This is a genomic window from Marinobacterium sp. xm-d-564 (genome assembly GCF_013283345.1).
Classification (GTDB): Bacteria; Pseudomonadota; Gammaproteobacteria; order Pseudomonadales; family Balneatricaceae; genus Marinobacterium_E.
In genome coordinates this window covers 115,214-131,774 of the sequence record NZ_WBYO01000004.1, presented here as the reverse complement: position 1 = coordinate 131,774, position 16,561 = coordinate 115,214, and the positions used below count along the sequence as shown (strand labels likewise).

General features: G+C 49.5%; 18 protein-coding genes and 1 other RNA gene. 5 read left to right on the top strand and 14 right to left on the bottom strand.

Going from position 1 to position 16,561, the window contains the following annotated elements:
* Positions 1-3 precede the first annotated feature (3 nt).
* The 3 genes from dnaX to XMD564_RS06250 form a co-directional block, all read right to left on the bottom strand.
* Complete coding sequence (gene dnaX, locus XMD564_RS06260) at positions 4-2,016, bottom strand: DNA polymerase III subunit gamma/tau (protein ID WP_173481361.1); 2,013 nt, start codon at positions 2,014-2,016, stop codon at positions 4-6.
* Between the two features lie 98 nt (positions 2,017-2,114).
* Positions 2,115-2,211, bottom strand: an RNA gene (gene ffs, locus XMD564_RS06255) — signal recognition particle sRNA small type.
* 71 nt (positions 2,212-2,282) lie between these two features.
* The gene (locus tag XMD564_RS06250) at positions 2,283-2,897 is read right to left on the bottom strand and encodes a LysE family translocator (protein WP_173481362.1); all 615 of its coding nucleotides are present in this window, start codon (positions 2,895-2,897) and stop codon (positions 2,283-2,285) included.
* Between the two features lie 64 nt (positions 2,898-2,961).
* Between XMD564_RS06250 and XMD564_RS06245 the strand changes: the two genes are divergently transcribed.
* Positions 2,962-3,504: a DUF2058 domain-containing protein gene (locus XMD564_RS06245; RefSeq protein WP_173481363.1), complete on the top strand. Its 543-nt coding sequence runs from the start codon at positions 2,962-2,964 to the stop codon at positions 3,502-3,504.
* 123 nt (positions 3,505-3,627) lie between these two features.
* Here XMD564_RS06245 and alr read toward each other — a convergent pair whose 3' ends face one another.
* Both alr and XMD564_RS06235 read right to left on the bottom strand, forming a co-directional pair.
* Complete coding sequence (alr, locus tag XMD564_RS06240; protein ID WP_173507996.1) at positions 3,628-4,695, bottom strand: alanine racemase; 1,068 nt, start codon at positions 4,693-4,695, stop codon at positions 3,628-3,630.
* Between the two features lie 2 nt (positions 4,696-4,697).
* Positions 4,698-5,087 carry a RidA family protein gene (locus XMD564_RS06235; protein ID WP_173481365.1) on the bottom strand — a complete coding sequence of 130 codons (390 nt, stop codon included), beginning with the start codon at positions 5,085-5,087 and terminating at the stop codon, positions 4,698-4,700.
* A 109-nt stretch (positions 5,088-5,196) separates the two neighbouring features.
* Between XMD564_RS06235 and XMD564_RS06230 the strand changes: the two genes are divergently transcribed.
* Positions 5,197-5,961, top strand: a complete 765-nt coding sequence (locus XMD564_RS06230) for a TlyA family RNA methyltransferase (RefSeq protein ID WP_173484613.1) — start codon at positions 5,197-5,199, stop codon at positions 5,959-5,961.
* Between the two features lie 35 nt (positions 5,962-5,996).
* Here the strand turns inward: XMD564_RS06230 and ftsZ are convergent, their stop codons facing one another.
* From ftsZ to XMD564_RS06210, 4 genes are all read right to left on the bottom strand, one after another.
* Positions 5,997-7,202, bottom strand: coding sequence for a cell division protein FtsZ (gene ftsZ, locus XMD564_RS06225; RefSeq protein ID WP_173481367.1), 1,206 nt, complete (start codon positions 7,200-7,202; stop codon positions 5,997-5,999).
* 65 nt (positions 7,203-7,267) lie between these two features.
* Positions 7,268-8,545, bottom strand: coding sequence for a cell division protein FtsA (gene ftsA / locus XMD564_RS06220; RefSeq protein WP_173481368.1), 1,278 nt, complete (start codon positions 8,543-8,545; stop codon positions 7,268-7,270).
* 47 nt (positions 8,546-8,592) lie between these two features.
* Positions 8,593-9,054, bottom strand: coding sequence for an Lrp/AsnC family transcriptional regulator (locus XMD564_RS11565; RefSeq protein ID WP_173481369.1), 462 nt, complete (start codon positions 9,052-9,054; stop codon positions 8,593-8,595).
* Positions 9,055-9,566: 512 nt separating this feature from the next.
* Entirely contained in the window at positions 9,567-9,923 is a 357-nt protein-coding gene (locus XMD564_RS06210) for a hypothetical protein (RefSeq protein WP_173481370.1), read from the bottom strand.
* Between the two features lie 50 nt (positions 9,924-9,973).
* Between XMD564_RS06210 and XMD564_RS06205 the strand changes: the two genes are divergently transcribed.
* The 3 genes from XMD564_RS06205 (at position 9,974) to XMD564_RS06195 (ending at position 12,017) form a co-directional block, all read left to right on the top strand.
* Positions 9,974-10,285 carry a hypothetical protein gene (locus XMD564_RS06205; RefSeq protein WP_173484612.1) on the top strand — a complete coding sequence of 104 codons (312 nt, stop codon included), beginning with the start codon at positions 9,974-9,976 and terminating at the stop codon, positions 10,283-10,285.
* 11 nt (positions 10,286-10,296) lie between these two features.
* Positions 10,297-10,947 carry an O-methyltransferase gene (locus XMD564_RS06200; protein ID WP_173481372.1) on the top strand — a complete coding sequence of 217 codons (651 nt, stop codon included), beginning with the start codon at positions 10,297-10,299 and terminating at the stop codon, positions 10,945-10,947.
* Between the two features lie 110 nt (positions 10,948-11,057).
* On the top strand, positions 11,058-12,017 hold the full coding sequence (locus tag XMD564_RS06195; RefSeq protein WP_173481373.1) for a hypothetical protein: 960 nt from the start codon (positions 11,058-11,060) through the stop codon (positions 12,015-12,017).
* Here the strand turns inward: XMD564_RS06195 and XMD564_RS06190 are convergent.
* From XMD564_RS06190 to XMD564_RS06170, 5 genes are read right to left on the bottom strand one after another with little or no spacing between them, the layout of a single operon-like run.
* Positions 12,014-12,388, bottom strand: a complete 375-nt coding sequence (locus XMD564_RS06190; RefSeq protein WP_173481374.1) for a translation initiation factor Sui1 — start codon at positions 12,386-12,388, stop codon at positions 12,014-12,016. The genes XMD564_RS06195 and XMD564_RS06190 overlap by 4 nt on opposite strands.
* A 1-nt stretch (position 12,389) precedes the next feature.
* Positions 12,390-13,709 carry a deoxyguanosinetriphosphate triphosphohydrolase gene (locus XMD564_RS06185; RefSeq protein ID WP_173481375.1) on the bottom strand — a complete coding sequence of 440 codons (1,320 nt, stop codon included), beginning with the start codon at positions 13,707-13,709 and terminating at the stop codon, positions 12,390-12,392.
* Positions 13,710-13,750: 41 nt separating this feature from the next.
* Positions 13,751-15,136 (bottom strand): deoxyribodipyrimidine photo-lyase, encoded by a 1,386-nt coding sequence (locus XMD564_RS06180; RefSeq protein WP_173488729.1) that lies wholly within the window; start codon positions 15,134-15,136, stop codon positions 13,751-13,753.
* A gap of 55 nt (positions 15,137-15,191) precedes the next feature.
* Positions 15,192-15,842, bottom strand: a complete 651-nt coding sequence (locus tag XMD564_RS06175) for a ChrR family anti-sigma-E factor (protein ID WP_173507995.1) — start codon at positions 15,840-15,842, stop codon at positions 15,192-15,194.
* On the bottom strand, positions 15,839-16,444 hold the full coding sequence (locus XMD564_RS06170) for a sigma-70 family RNA polymerase sigma factor (RefSeq protein ID WP_173481378.1): 606 nt from the start codon (positions 16,442-16,444) through the stop codon (positions 15,839-15,841). The genes XMD564_RS06175 and XMD564_RS06170 overlap by 4 nt, the downstream gene beginning before the upstream one ends.
* Between the last annotated feature and the right edge of the window lie 117 nt (positions 16,445-16,561).

Below are 16,561 nucleotides of genomic sequence, written 5' to 3'. Positions count from 1 at the left end.
ACCTCACTCTATCTCTAAAGGCTCAACGGAGAGTTCATCTAACTGTCCATCGAACATCTCAATTAATCGTTCCACATTGGGATCTTGTTTCAAATGCCTTACCGCCGCTATGCGTCGCTCTTCAGCACGGCGAATACGGTAGTTCACCGGCGTTTCACGAGTCTGTTCAGCCAGCTGAAAATCAACCGACATCGGCTCTTGGAAAAAGGCGGTAATCGCATCAGCAATACGTTGTTTGTGCTGATCATTGAAGAGCGCTTCCTGCTCAGCCGTATAGTGCAACACCATACGGTTCCCCTGAAGTGTCTCAAGGGACATCGCCTTAGCCAAGCTCTCGGTCATACCGGTTAGATCCAGTTGGGCAATCAAATGCACCCAATCTTCAAGCGCAAAATTGGAGAGCGTAATTGATTTTTCTAGCGTTTTTTTAGCCTGTTCTTTCTGCTCAACCGGCTCAACTGCCTCTACTGGCTTAACCTCTTCAACTACTGGTTGCTCATCCGGCTTATCGTAAGTGGCTAGTGGCGTCTCTTCGCCAAACAGATCAATCGCACTGTCGTTAGATTCAACAGGGTCAATAGCCGGCTCATCCATGAGTTTATCCATGGGCTCAGCTGGCTTAAATGGTTCAGATGGCTCAACCCTAGCGGACTCCAACGGAGCCGATACGGCCTCCATCGAGTCCGCTTCAAACTTTTTTGCCGTTGGCTCCTGATCTGCATAGGCCTCAGCGGGAATATCCTCCCATGGCGGGGGATCATTCACTGGAGCAGACTCTGGCTGCGCTAGCGTCGCTTGAGTCTCTAGCGGCTTTTCAACAACTGGCGTTTCGATCGCTGGCTGTGGTTCCGGCTCACTGACAGCAGGCTCATTTTCAACAGGCCTAGAGATCTCAGACGGCTTAACGGGTGGCGCATCGATAGGACGCTGATCGACAGGACGGAAGGCCAACATACGTAACAAGCACATCTCTAATGCTTCACGAGGGTTCGGTGACATCGGCAGATCACGACGGCCTGTTAATGCGATTTGGTAGTAGAGCTGTATCTCTTCTGCACGCACCTTGCCAGCAAGCGCTTGAATCTGAGCCTGATCCCCTAAGCTATTATCGATCGCAGCAGGCACCACTTGAGCCAAGGCTACTCGATGCAGAATCGAGATCATCTCAGCTAATACACCAGCAAAATCGGGCGAAAACTCAGCCATGGCTGCTACTCGATCGATCGTTGCTTTACCGTCACCGGCCACAATCGCATCCAGTAGATCAAACACCAAGCGATGATCAATGGTACCCAACATAGCACGCACATCACCTTCACGCAGCGCACCAGAGCCAAACGCAATGGCCTGATCGGTCAACGACAGCGCATCACGCATAGACCCATCCGCAGAACGCGCAATCAGCCAGAGTGAAGCGTCATCAAAGGGGATGGACTCTTCGCCCAGTACAAACTGAAGGTGAGAGACGATCTTCTCTGGCGCCATGTTCTTCAGGTTGAACTGAAGACAACGACTCAAAATGGTCACTGGCAGTTTCTGTGGATCGGTTGTCGCCAGTAGGAATTTAACGTGCGGTGGTGGCTCTTCCAACGTCTTCAACAAGGCATTGAATGACGAGGTCGACAACATGTGTACCTCGTCTATTAGGTAGACTTTGTAGCGACCTTGAGTTGGTGCATATTGCACGTTCTCTAACAGCTCACGGGTATCTTCCACTTTGGTACGTGAAGCCGCATCGACCTCGATAAGATCAACAAATCGACCTTCAGCAATTTCGATACAGGAGCTACAACGACCACATGGCTCCGAGCTGACGCCCTCTTGGCAGTTCAGCGCTTTAGCAAACAGACGTGCAATGGAGGTTTTACCCACACCTCGCGTGCCGGTAAACAGATAGGCGTGGTGCAACCGGTTCTCGTCGAGCGCATTCACAAGCGCTTTTAGAACGTGCTCCTGCCCTACCGTTTCAACGAAACGACGGGGACGCCATTTACGGGCTAAAACCTGATAACTCATCCTATCCTCAGTGGTCGGAAAATTTTAACCCGATACTAACATTTATCGTTGGTGAGGGAGAGTCAAACAGCGGGAATTTTTACCAGAAATGGAGATGGCCCCACCAGCCACATCCCGGCACATGAGTCGACCGCTGTGGCTGCTCCCTTCCGGGCCTGACCAGGTTCACGGTTTATCATTGCGGGAGGACCAATGGAGCCACCACAAAAACACCTCGAATGAGGAGCGCGAAGTATAAGCACCCCGCTAGGCTATTGCAAATGAAGTTAAAGCAGACCTGACAGCATCACACCCGCCAGAAGCGTCAATGCCACCGCCATGCCTCGATTGATTCGCTGCTCGTGCTTTTCCAGTAGCGCCAAGCTTTTGCGTGTACTTAGCAGTAGCGAAACGATGATGTACCAGAGGGTATCAGTAACCCAGGGCGTTACGACCAGCAGCGTCTGCGTTTCAAAGGTTGATTCAGAGCCGACAAAAGGGGCAAAAATCGCAATAAAAAAGAGCATCAACTTAGGATTGAAGGTCGCAATAACGGCCCCATCACGAATCGCCTGCCAATAACTGGTTCGCGCGCGCTCTTCAGGCGCAATCTTCATCGATCCACCCTGCCAAGCGCCGCGTGCCATGTTCAGTAGATAAAGGGCGGCGATGACGGTTAAACCCACCTCTATCCAAGGCAAACGAGCCAGCAGCTGACTTAACCCTACGACCGTCAATAGAGCCCAACCACCGACCATTAAACCGTGCGAGATTGCAGTTAATAGACCATGAACACGGGATCCATTTAACGCCTGGTTTACAACAACCAAAAGGCTGGGACCGGGTGAAACTGCCCCCAAAGTACAGACCGCTAATAGGGTTAACCACTCAACTAAATTCACAAATACCTCAATGAAAAAGCTATGTTAAACTCCGCGCATTCTAGAACTTATGGAAACAGGTGTCATGGCGGGATCACTTCAGGACCAATTGTTAAAAGCGGGCCTTGCTAACAAACAACAGGCAAAAAAGGCGACGATTGAGAAGCGCAAAAAGAAAAAGCAGTCTCCTGATGAGGTCGCTGCAGAAAAAGCCAAACAGCAAGCGGATATCCAAGCCAAACGCGAGCAGAAAGCGGCACAAGATCGCGCCTTGAATGAGGCACGTGATGCCGAACAGGCCGAGAGAGCGATCGATGCTCAAGTGAAGCAGCTGATTGAACATCATCAAATTACAATATCAGAGCGCGCAGAGACTCGTTACCAGTTCGCTGATGGCAAGACCATCAAGCACATCTACATCGATGAATCGATGTTTCAGCCGCTTACTCGCGCCCAGATACGGGTCGCTAAACTCGGTGAAGGTTATGCTTTAGTACCGGCCGTTGTGGCAGAACGAATAGAACAGCGTCGTCCTGAACGAATCATTCCTCTGTCTAGCGATCAACAGGTGAGTGATGAGGATGATCCTTATGCGGATTACGCGATTCCTGATGATTTGATGTGGTAGGTTGGAGCGTAAATAGAAGGCGGATGACAGGCTAAAGCCAGTCACCGGTGCACGTAACGTATTACGGAGTCATGGTGACTGGCCTTCAGCCTGTCACCCGCTCTGACAGCGTTTTCCAGAGACTCACTCAGAATACCGCCTAGGAACACGCGCTGTTAGCCCCGCAAACAGCGTGTAGTCGATGGTATCGCAGCATTTAGCGACCCTATCCGCAAGTAACTGTTCATTGAACATGATCACCTCATCACCTACCGACACTGACGGCAAATCGGTCACATCAACGGTAATCATATCCATTGAGACACGACCGACGATCGGTGCTTCAACACCATTAACCAACACAGGTGTACCTTGCTTCGCTTGGCGCGGATAGCCATCGGCATACCCAATGGCGATCGTCGCAATTTTACGAGGTGATTCCGCGGTATAGGTTGCACCGTAACCCACCGACTCACCCGGTGAAATATCGCGCAACGCAATAATGGCTGTTTTCAGCGTCATAGCAGGCTGCAAACCTTGCAAACCCAGCTCACTCGGCGTTCCACCATAAAGCCCAATGCCTAGCCTCTGCCAACTATCAGCAGGCGTTGCTTGGGTAAAAATTCCGGCAGAGTTAGCAAAACTACTGAGGTTAGTTTTGACTGGATTAAACCGCGACTGTGCAACCTCATTACGAGGATGGGCAGGCTGATCGGCGCAGGCAAAGTGACTCATCATAACCGGTGTAGGCAGTCCCTCTATAGAGGAGAACTGCTCCATTACACCCGCTACGGCATCTGCATCAAAACCGAGGCGATGCATACCAGAGTCCACTTTTAACCAGATCTGTGGTCGCCAATCGGTCGTCGACAGATAGCGAATTAGCCACTCAATTTGATAGTCACTGTGACAGACCACCCAAAAGTTTTGACGCTCACAAGAGGCTAACTCCTCCTCTGAAAAGCAACCTTCAAGCAGCAGAACAGGCGCTTTAAGGCCACCCTCACGCAGCTCTAGCGCTTCCTCGATAGAGGCAACACCAAAGGCATCGGCATCAGACTCTAAGGCTAGCGCCACCTTAACAGCGCCATGACCATAAGCATTCGCTTTAACCACGGCCAGAGTTTTGGCCTGCAGATTTTGCTGCTTGGCCAGTGCCAAATTATGTTTGAGGGCAGCTAAATCGATCTCAGCAACAAGAGGACGAGGCATGATTAGTCGGCTGTCACCATGATGGCATCGATCTCGATATCGACTGACTTAGGCAACTCTTTCACAGCAAACGCAGCACGCGCTGGATAGGGCTCGTCGAAGTAACGCGCCATCACCTCATTGACCTTGGCAAAGTGCGACATATCACTCAAAAGAATAGTCAATTTCACTGCTTCGTTGAGCGAGCCACCTGCCGCTTCAGCAATCGCTTTTAAATTTTCAAACACCTGAACGGCCTGCGCTTCGAAGCTTTCAGTCACCAGCTCCATCGATTCTGGAATCAAAGGAATCTGACCTGAGATGTAGACCGTGTTACCCACTTTGACAGCTTGTGAATAGGTACCAATGGCAGCCGGTGCATTGGGTGTAGAGATGGTGCTGCGATTAGACATGAAGCGCTCCTGATCAAGAATATTAAACTCAGGCCATTATCGCAGAGATCCTGGTTCTGACAAGTAGTAGAACTTTGTTTACTATTAGCCAACTAATTTGGGAGCCAAGATGAAACGCGCTGATCAACTACTGCTGGATAAAGGTCTGTGTGATAGTCGCACGCAAGCACAACGTACCATTAAAGAGGGGCGCGTTAGCTACCTTGATAAAGCCTGGCGCATCTTAAGCAAACCCGGCATCAAGCTTCCCGAGTCGACTGAGTTTCAGGTGACTCTGTCTGAAGTCGACCAGTACGTTTCGCGTGGTGCACTGAAACTGAAAGGCGCCGTTGAGATCTGCCAAATTGATCTTAACGATGTTCATGCCATCGATGTTGGACAATCAACCGGTGGCTTTACCGATTACCTCGTTCAACAGGGTGCCGCCTCTGTACTAGGTATTGAAGTGGGACATGACCAGCTGGCACAGAAGCTGAGATCCAACCCAAAGGTGACCTGCCTTGAAGGCTATAACGCGCGTGAACTCAAGCCTGAGCTAAAAGCACACAGCCCCACTGGACAGTTTGATCTAGCCGTTATGGATGTCTCATTCATTTCGCAAACCCTTATTTTGCCGGGACTTTGCCAACTACTGGACAGAGGGAGCTACCTAGTCACACTGGTGAAACCTCAGTTTGAGTTAGGAAAGGAGCACATAGGCAAGGGGGGAATCGTCAAATCGACGGATCTCTATAAAGAGCTGGAGGAGCGTTTTAAAACGCTGATGTCCGAGTTAGAGATGAGAGTAGTGACCTACATCGACAGCCCTATTAAAGGGGGTGATGGGAATCACGAGTTTCTGCTCGTCGCAGTAAAAGACCCGCTCACCCAATAATGGGGAGCGGGAAACCTGGACGGTTTAAAACTTAATTAATCGGCCTGACGACGCAGGAAGGCTGGGATATCCAAGAACTCCATATCATCAGTACCGGTTTTCTGTTGTACTGGCTCTTCCATCTCAACCGCCTGCTCGGCTTGTTGAGCCTGACGATTACGGATTACTGTTGGCAACTCAAGCTGGCTGAAATCAGAGGCCGTAGGTGGCGCCGTTTTCACCTCTACTTGAGTTGGACCACCGGTTGTCACATCACTGTTTACAACACGGGCACCCGCCTGTTGAGCCTGAGCTAAACCAGTCGCTACTACCGTGACTTTGAGCTCTTCACTCATATCTGGATCGATAACGGTACCGACCACAATGGTCGCATTGTCTGACGCGTACTCTTCAACAATTTCACCCACTTCAGCGAACTCACCCAGGCTAAGGTCCATACCCGCTGTGATGTTCACCAAAATGCCACTTGCGCCTTTCAGATCAACATCTTCAAGCAGTGGACTCTTAATCGCCGCTTCCGTCGCTTCTGCTGCACGCTCATCACCACGCGAATGACCGGTACCCATCATGGCCATGCCCATTTCAGACATCACCGTGCGAACGTCTGCAAAGTCGACGTTGATCATGCCCGGACGGATAATGAGGTCAGCAATGCCTTGAACGGCGCCCTTAAGTACATCGTTGGCTTCACCAAAGGCTTTGATCAAGCTGGTGTTTTTACCTAGCACAGGAAGCAGTTTCTCGTTAGGGATAATAATCAGAGAGTCGACCTGCTCCTGCAGCTCACGAATACCCTCTTCCGCAATCTTCATGCGTTTTTTGCCTTCAAATGGGAAGGGTTTAGTGACGACCGCCACCGTCAGAATTCCCATCTCTTTAGCCACTTCGGCAACGATCGGTGCAGCACCCGTACCGGTACCACCACCCATGCCAGCAGTGATGAAGACCATGTCGGCACCACGCAGAGAGTCGGCAATCTGTTCACGGTCAGAGACCGCTGCCTGACGACCAACATCCGGGTTAGCGCCCGCACCCAAGCCTTTCGTCATATCACCACCGATATGAAGGGCTGTACTAGCGGCCATTTTTCCAAGTGCCTGAGCATCGGTATTGGCACAGATAAAATCTACACCCTCTACATCCGACGCGACCATGTGGTTGACTGCGTTACCGCCTCCACCACCGACACCGACAACTTTGATTACTGCGTTCTCGTTTGTATCTTCTACTAACTCAAACATATCTTCCTCCAGGTTTTATGTAAGGCAGGCCCGATCTTTGCCGGTTACTGCCAACTAAGCTCTGATTAAAAGTTACCTTTTAACCAAGATTTTGTTTTAGAGACCCACCCTTCTGATGGCTCTTTTTTAACTCGTTTTTTCTCAGGCTGATGCTCAGCAATATCGTCCGGCATCAAACCAAAATCGGTCATTGTTTCGGCATCCACATGCTGATCAAGGTCGTTATCCGCCGAGTAGAGCAACAGACCAATCGCCGTTGCGTAGATAGGGTTACTCAACAGATCATCAACACCGCCTACACCCGTTGGCTTAGCCAAACGAACAGGCATGTGGAATATCTCTTCAGCGAGCTCAACCGCGCCTTCCATCTTCGAAGTACCGCCGGTCAGGACGATGCCGGCTGCCGCTAGATCTTCAAACCCACTGCGGCGAAGCTCTTGCTGAACTAGGGTAAACAGCTCTTCATAACGCGGCTCCACCACTTCAGCCAGAGCTTGGCGTGATAGATCTCGCGCAGGACGATCACCGACGCTTGGAACTTTGATCGTCTCATCAGCACGCGCTAACTGCGCCAATGCACAGGCGTACTTCATTTTGATCTGATCGGCATGCTGCATTGGGGTGCGCAATGCCATGGCAATATCATTGCTGACTTGATCGCCCGCAACAGGAATCACAGCTGTGTGACGAATTGAACCTTGAGTAAAGATCGCGATATCGGTGGTACCACCGCCGATATCAACCATGCAGACACCCAGATCCTTCTCATCATCAGTCAACACCGCGTAACCCGATGCCAACTGCTCAAGAACTACGGCATCGATCTCAAGACCACAGCGGCGAACACACTTCTCAATATTCTGAATGGCGTTAGTCGCACCGGTAATCAGATGAACCTTAGCTTCCAAACGCACACCGGACATGCCAAGCGGCTCTTTGATGCCCTCTTGGTTATCAATCAAATACTCTTGCGGAAGGATGTGCAGAATGCGCTGATCCGCCGGAATCGCGACCGCTTGAGCAGCCTCAATGACACGCTCTACGTCTGATTGAGTCACCTCTTTACTCTGCAGAGCAACAATACCGTGTGAGTTTTGACTCGCAATATGGCTACCAGATACGCCCACACTGACTGAGTGAATTTTGACTCCCGCCATCAACTCAGCCGCTTCAACCGCTCGCTGGATCGACTGCACAGTAGATTCGATGTTAACGACCACACCGCGTTTTAAACCGCGTGATGGGTGAGAGCCGACGCCCACGACCTCAATATCACCGTCCGTACCGATCTCGGCCACCATACAGACGACCTTAGAGGTACCGATATCAAGAGCTACAATCATTTTTGAATCCACGATTCACACCCAATTTTCATTACGTTTAACCATTGTTATGCGCTCTCCGGCGCGTACTCCAAGTGATTGACGATTTCGCGTAAAGCAAACGACGTCTGCATACGTGAAACATGCGGTAAATCACTCAAAACCTTTCGGCGCAACCGTTCAAAGTCACGCAAATCTCTTGCTGCTACCTTTAATAGATAATCCGCATCGCCGCTCATTAGGTAACAGGATCTGACACTCGGGACCTTAGCAACCGCACGCTCAAACTCTGATTGAGCCGCATCAGACTGGCTATCGAGCGTAATTTCAACCATGACGGTGGCGGTATAACCAACCTTATCGGGATCTACGAGTGCGGTGTAACCAGAAATGATGCCGTCTTTTTCTAGACGTGCGATACGGCGAGACACGGCCGAGCCTGAGAGACGAACGCTATCCGCGATCTCATTCGTGGTGCGACGTCCATCTTGCTGGAGCGCACGAATTATCTCCCAATCTTTTGCATCCACAGATTACAAATCCTAAAGCCAGTGATGACGATTAAATCGTCCATTGCTCAAAATATACACAACCCAACCAAGCATTCCAACACTTAACGCAAAATATTTGCGTTTATCTTTAATTTAATGAGAAATTTTTGCAAAAACTACCAATGCAACCCATATAAATCATATAAATAACAATATTTTCTAATTTACGCACAAATTTTGCGTCATTATTGATAAATAGACAGTAACTTAATTATATTTACAAAAAATTAACGAAACTAATGCAAATTATAGATATTAAACAACAATACTAACACACAAATAAAACGCCAATAATTTTTAATTTATGCAAAATATTTGCATTAAAATTAGATTGTAAGCACAAAATCAAAATATACTATTGATAACCGGCAAAAAACACTCTCTTAGGTTTACATTAGATTTACACATAACATCGCAACATTTTTGCGTCTTAAGAACTAAAAACAAAAAACGCAGCCGAGGCTGCGTTTTTAGGTAGGACAAATTAACGATTAGGGCCAGTAGATATAGAGCACCGCAATAGAGGCCAAGGTAGCAGGAACTGTTAAGAATAGTGCCTTGGTAGCACCGATCAATTTGACCACCAATAACTGATGCACGATCGGGAAGGTGATGAACATTGAGCTCAATGGAATCGACCAGTGCAAGGTCTGAAATCCATAGGCCAGAGAACCCACCAGCGTTAGCGCAGCAAGATTACCGAGCACCACCATCATGACCATATTCTGCTTCACCGCAAACCATGCAGGACGATCAGATTCTGGCATTTTGTTGATGGCACCTACACTCAGCGCAGCCGACATTGAGAAGACGCCGGTTAACAGAAAGATGTATAGCGATTCGTTCATAGTTATAATCTCCTTTTAGCGATATTGTACGGACCTGCACAGAGATTAAAATGAAAGTTAGACAAATAATTTTAGGATCGCTCGCTGCACTTGCACTCACTCCAACCGCCAACGCTCTTAGCGATGAAGGAAAGCACTGGGTGTGCGAAACCGAGTCTCTCTATCGCTCGCTGTTGAGCGCACGTCTGTATGGAGTGGGCAAGGAGCCAGAACAGGGCTGCCAAACCCTACCTACCGGTGTCGCAATCAGCCAGCAAAGCTGCATTGAGTCTGATATTAAACTTTGCCAATACCTTTGGACCGAAGATGGAAAGAGCGTCACCATGTGGGGCAGCGCCATCATCTCCACCCTTAATCAATAACTGAGTATCCCATGCCTGACTTTCTCGTCGACGAACAGGTCGAAGACTATGCCTTTATCTCTACTTCAGCAGAGCCCGAACTCCTGCAGGAGTTGATCGACCAAACCAACCAAAATATGGGATGGCCACAAAAGCTATCTGGCCGCCTGGTCGGCCGAACACTTAAGATGCTCTCTGCGATTGCTCAGCCGAAACGCGCCCTTGAAATTGGTATGTTCACAGGCTATTCAGCGCTATCCATTGCGGAAGGCATGCCGGATAATGGCAAGCTTATCTGCTGTGAAACCAACCCACGCGCGATCGACTTCGCAAAAACCTTTTATGAGCGAAGCGAACACGGCAAAAAGATTGACGTGATCTTTGGTCCTGCCATCGACACCCTTGAAACTCTTGCAGATCAACTTGATGGCCCATTGGATTTCACCTTTATCGATGCCGACAAACGCAACTACCTAAACTACTACTTAAAGGTTAAAGAGCTGACTCGCCCAGGTGGCTTAATCGTACTTGATAACGTGCTCTGGTCTGGCAAGGTCATTCAACCAGAATCCGATATCGATGATGTGTTAGTTGAAACAAACCGACTGATTGCAGAGGACCCCGAGGTGGAAAACGTCTTTCTGACTCTGCGCGACGGTGTCAACGTCGTTCGAAAGCTCTAAATTGAACGTCATGCATATCTTAAGAAAAAAATTTCATGGGATATGCAATTTTCATGAAATCCACTCACGTTTATACTAAGCCACACTTAAAAGAAGCAATTGGAATAGAGATGAGCTGCTCACTTCAGGACAAATTAATCGGTACGGACCAAGGGGTTTATGTCATCGGTACTACCCCACCCAAAATGGGCACCGAAGATGAAGTGATGTCAGGCATTGCTGACAAGCTGCTGGAACGACTCGACCGTATCGCGTTCGATGGCATTATCGTTTATGACATTCAGGACGAGAGCACTCGCATCGACACACCTCGCCCATTCCCCTTTGCTCAAACACGTGACCCGCGCCACTACGCTAAATTGCTTCACGAAAAGAGCGGCTGCGGAACCATCACCTACAACAGTGTTGCTCAAGGTAGTCGACAAGAGTTTGAAGAGTGGGTAGAAGAGACGACTGAGACCTACCACCAGAACAATATCGTCCTGGTTGGCGCCCCCTCCTCGGAAGGTGACTACAAGTTCAGTTTGAATGATGCCTACCAATCACTGGAAGAGTCTCATAAAACAATTGCCCTTGGCGGTGTCTGTATCGCAGAGCGCCATCAGAAAAAAGGCGATGAACACGAGCGCATGGTGACCAAGCAGAAAGAGGGCTGTCACTTCTTCATCTCGCAAGCGGTTTATAACGCACAAGCGACCATCGACATGCTGACCTCCTATGCTCGTCGCTGCAAACAGCTCGATATGGAGCCGGCACGAATCATTTTGACTTTCACACCTTGTGGCAGTGAGAAGACCCTTGAGTTTATGAAGTGGTTGGGTATTTCGGTACCAGAGGCGACCAGCTACCGAATTTTGGATGCCGATCAGCCACTTAAAGAGTCTATTAAGATCTGTTACACCAACTTGCAGATGATTTTGGAATCTTGCGCCGAATTGGATCTACCGCTGGGCTTAAATATCGAGAGTCTTACGAACCGCAAAGAGGAGATTGATGCGGCAATACAGCTTTACTCTTTGCTGCGCGCCCGAATGGAACTGGCACTCTCGGAGCGAGCAATCGGCCTCTAACCGCCCGCTAACTTAACGGTAAAACCCTCTTTCTCTAAGAGGGTTTTAAGTTTGTCGCGGTGATCACCTTGAATCTCAATAATTCCCTCTTTGACAGCACCGCCTGAACCACACCCCTGCTTCAACTTTTTCAGAAGCGTCTTTAATTCAGACTCAACTCTTGGCACACCGGAAATGGTAGTGACGGCTTTGCCTTTTCGCCCAGAGGTTTCACGACGAATGCGAACTACCCCATCCATTGCGGCAATGCGCGTCTGCTCTGCCTGCTCTGAACAGATACAAGCGGTTAACGCTTCGCCACAATCAGGACAGAGGTTACCTTTTTCCGTGCTGTAGACGAGTCGACTAAGCTGATCTTGAAGTGATGCCATATTAAACCTTTATTCCTCCACCGATCTGTCGAGCAAGGTAGCTTGCATAGGAGTCGGTCATACCGCTAATAAAGTCCAAGGCACGCATGTAGCCTTGATAGAGCGACTCACCCGAAGAGGGGGCATGAATCCCCATCAGACCGATAATCTTTTCACTGCGATAACAGAGATCTTCTCCCTGCTTTTGGTGCTGCTCCCAGACCGCCTCGATAAAAGCCTCAACCAACACACCTAGAATAGTATAGGCACCCACCTCTAGCTCTGCTTTTCGATTGTCTGGAAAGACCCGCTCTTGGGCGATACGTTTCGCTGCAGCCAACCCATCTCTAACCATGGGATCGCCATCACTGAGAAGCTCACCCTGATATTGACCTGACAAGATCTCTGGCAGCTGATCGGCAAACACCTGCACCGCTGAGTCGACCATGTTCTCCATCGCTCGACCACGAAGTGCCGAAATCTTACGTCGTGCAGAGGCCTGGGTCGCGAAGATCTCATCATCAAACTCCAGGTCGCCGCAGAGCGTTAACAAGATAGGTTTAACCTCATCGAAACTAAGCAGGTTCAACTCAATAGCATCTTCAAGATCCAATATGGCGTAACAGATATCATCCGCCGCCTCCATTAGGAAGTTCAGAGGGTGACGCGCCCAGCGATCCTCTTCAAGCTGAGGCAGACCAAGATCTTTGGCCAGTGATGCTACTAAAGGAAGTTCCGCTTGATAACAGCTGAACTTACCCTTCTTACCACCGTGACGAGCTGTCCAAGGGTATTTCAATAGTGTTCCTAGAGTTGGGTAGGTTAAGCGCAGACCACCATCAAAGAGATGGTTCTCGATCTTGGTGACGACCCTGAGCCCCTGCGCATTACCTTCAAAGGTTTTTAGATCTAAAAACTCGTCTTCAGAGAGCTGCGAGAAACGCTGATCCTCTTGACGCTGACGGAACCAATCACGAATGGCGTACTCGCCAGCATGACCAAAAGGGGGGTTACCAATATCGTGAGCCAGACAGGCCGACTGCACAATCATCCCCAAGTCATCAGGCGATATGCCCTTTGGCAGCTGATCAGCAATCAACTCGCCGGCACGAATGCCCAGACTACGCCCAAGACTGCCTACCTCAATGGAGTGAGTCAGACGAGTATGGATGTGATCGTTGAGGGACATAGGGTGCACTTGCGTCTTACGACCCAAGCGACGGAAAGCACTACTAAAGATGATTCGGTCATGATCTTTGTGGAAGTGGCTTCGACCCTGCTCCGCCGATTCTACTTCGTCGTGACCATAACGTTTGCGCGTTAGCAGCCTTTCCCAATCCATTTACACTCTCCCAAAAAACTTGGAAGGAAGTGTGCCAGATCCTAGCCCTCTTTATAAGCGTCCAACGCGCGTTTTCGCTCAAGAGAGTAATCAATGATCGGCGCGGGACGACCAAACGCCTGCCCTGCCCCCGGCTTATGACGCTCTTTAGGCGGTAGCGCGGCCAGCTCTGGCAACCACTTCACAAGAAATTCACCTTTGGCATCGAACTTCTCGCTTTGCGCAGTCGGGTTGAAGATTCGAAAATAGGGAGCGGCATCAGCACCCACTGAAGCAGACCACTGCCAACCACCGTTGTTGGATGGGAAATCAGCATCAATCAGATGCTCCATAAAGAACTTCTCACCGCGGCGCCAATCGATGCCAATTAATTTAGTTAAAAAGCTGGCCACGACCATACGCAGTCGATTGTGCATCCAACCTGTTGTTAACAGCTGTTTCATCGCTGCATCGACAATCGGAAACCCTGTCTCACCCTGACACCAAGCCTGCCACAGCGGCTCACGATCCAACCACTGAATCTTCTGCTCAGTTTCTGGTCTAAACGGCTCAAGTTTAGACAGCTCTGGAAACGCAACCGTCAGGTGACGATAGAACTCACGCCAGATGATCTCATTGAGCCAACTGCTCTCTAACCAGCCATCGTTCTCACGCTCCTGTCTTTGAACATGCATCAACTGTAGTGGTGACACAGCACCAATGGTCAAGTAAGGCGATAACTGGGAGGTCCCGTTGATTGCTGGAAAGTCACGATGCTCTTTGTAATCCAACTCCCGTTCACGGACAAACTCGTAGACACGTTCACGGATCGCTTCGGTCTCAACGGGCCACAACTCTTTATCATAGGACAGTGGGCGCCAGCCAAGATCGTCTGGGATGTCATCAGAGTGAAGTGCGGTCTCTGGGAAAGGGGTGTTCATCGCTTTAATTGAGTAGTCAAATCGAGGTAACGCTGCCCGCCATGCACGAGAGAATGGGGTATAGACTTTAAAGTCTGTACCCGTTTGAGTTTTAACCTCTCCGGGTGGAATGATCACCTCACCATGAAAACCCTGACAGCTCACATCAGGTTGAAGGGCTGCAACGACTGCATCATCGCGCAACTGCTCATTTAGTGGATACTCGTGATTGAAGAAAAAGTGAGTTGCTGACAACTCTGTTGCCAGGTTTCTAATGGCACTGGCACAGTGATCAAAGTGCCCTGCCTGAATCACTTTTAAGGGCACATTGAGAGATTCAAGCTCGCCTTTAACCTGCAGTAACCGATCTCGCCATAGCCCCATACGTTGAGGCGATTCGTTATGTTCCGACCAGCTCTCATGAGTCAGACAGACAAGGGCCACCGTGGCCAATCCATTACGTTGCGCAGCTTCCAATGCTGGGTTTGCGGCTACTCTAAGGTCATTGCGAAACCAGACGATATTCATGTTTTCCCCAAAAAAAAGACCGGCTTTAAAACCGGTCTTCTTATTTCAATAGTGATTACAGACCAATGAATGGCTGAGCCAGACGACCCATAATACCTGTAAATTTAAGTGGCGCTTCAGTTGCGATCAGACAGACGCACTCAGAACCGGTATCAACGATCGGCTGGTGTTTGATCTCTTCATCAAGATCTGCGACATCGCCCTGACAGAAACGCCCCACATCGTCACTGTACGAGCCACGAAGGATCATCGTCAGCTCATTACCCTTGTGGGTATGGTGCGGCACAGAGACGCCAGGCTGAATTCTAAGAAGACGACACGCTCCCTCTCCAGGGAAATTAAAATCGTAATGTTGCACACCCGGGCCAAGACGCTTCCACTCAATGGCATCCAGGTCAGATCCGACAATTTGCGCCAGAGGTTCTGGAACTTCTGCACTGCCTTTGACTTTGACAGCTCGTTCAGCAACCACCTCTTCGCTACCATCGAGCATACCCAAAATGGAGTCTAAAGAGCCTTCGCTCATCGCTTGCGGTTGGATGTCAGAAAGTAACTCACCGCCGATACACTCTGCTTCCCACGCTTTAGTTTGACAGGTCTTGCACCAGTGAAGATGACTATCAACCAACAGTGTCATACCATCAGACAGCGCGCCGGCGGCACGTGCCATAAGGGTAGCATCGTCAAGATGATGACTTATTTTCACTCTTCTTCTCCCCAATGAGCTTTGAGTTTGCTGAATGCCAATCTCAATCTCGATTTAACGCTGCCGAGCGGTATACCTAACTGCTCGGAAATTTCTGAATGACTCTTACCCTCATAATATGAGAGGTAGAGAACCTGTGCCTGAGCTTCAGGCAACTTGGCGATGGCTCCACTCATTCTCTCTTCAAGAACGGCATGCTCGCCGTAATGACGTTGATCGGGATCGATCTCTTCTTCAGGTAACTCGTATTCAACCGCTTTCTCTCTGCGAAGGCGATCGATGCATTGGTTTCTTGCCAATGTGAAAATCCAGGTACTGGCACTGGCTTTACTGCGCGTGTACAGGTGCGCTTTACGCCATACGGCCAGCATCGATTCCTGTGTCAGCTCTTCGGCTGCCGCTACCGGCATTCCAAAACGGATAATGTACGCTTTCACTCTGGGTGCAAAATGTTCGTATAAGCGGCTGAAATCCACTTTACTGCGGGTTTCAGAAAGCGACGCGAGCAGGTCTGACCATGCATCCCGCTCCTTCTTCTTTTTTTGCTCCGCTATTGCCACTGCTGCAGTCACATCAGTTTCCTCGGATCTGTTATCAGTCATCGCTTTCACTACGTTAGAGGGTTTATAAATGGATCACATTTTGAACAGTAAATAGTAAAAATTGACCGTTGGCCACTTTTTTGAAAATAACCGACATCTTTTGATCTATCAAGGTAG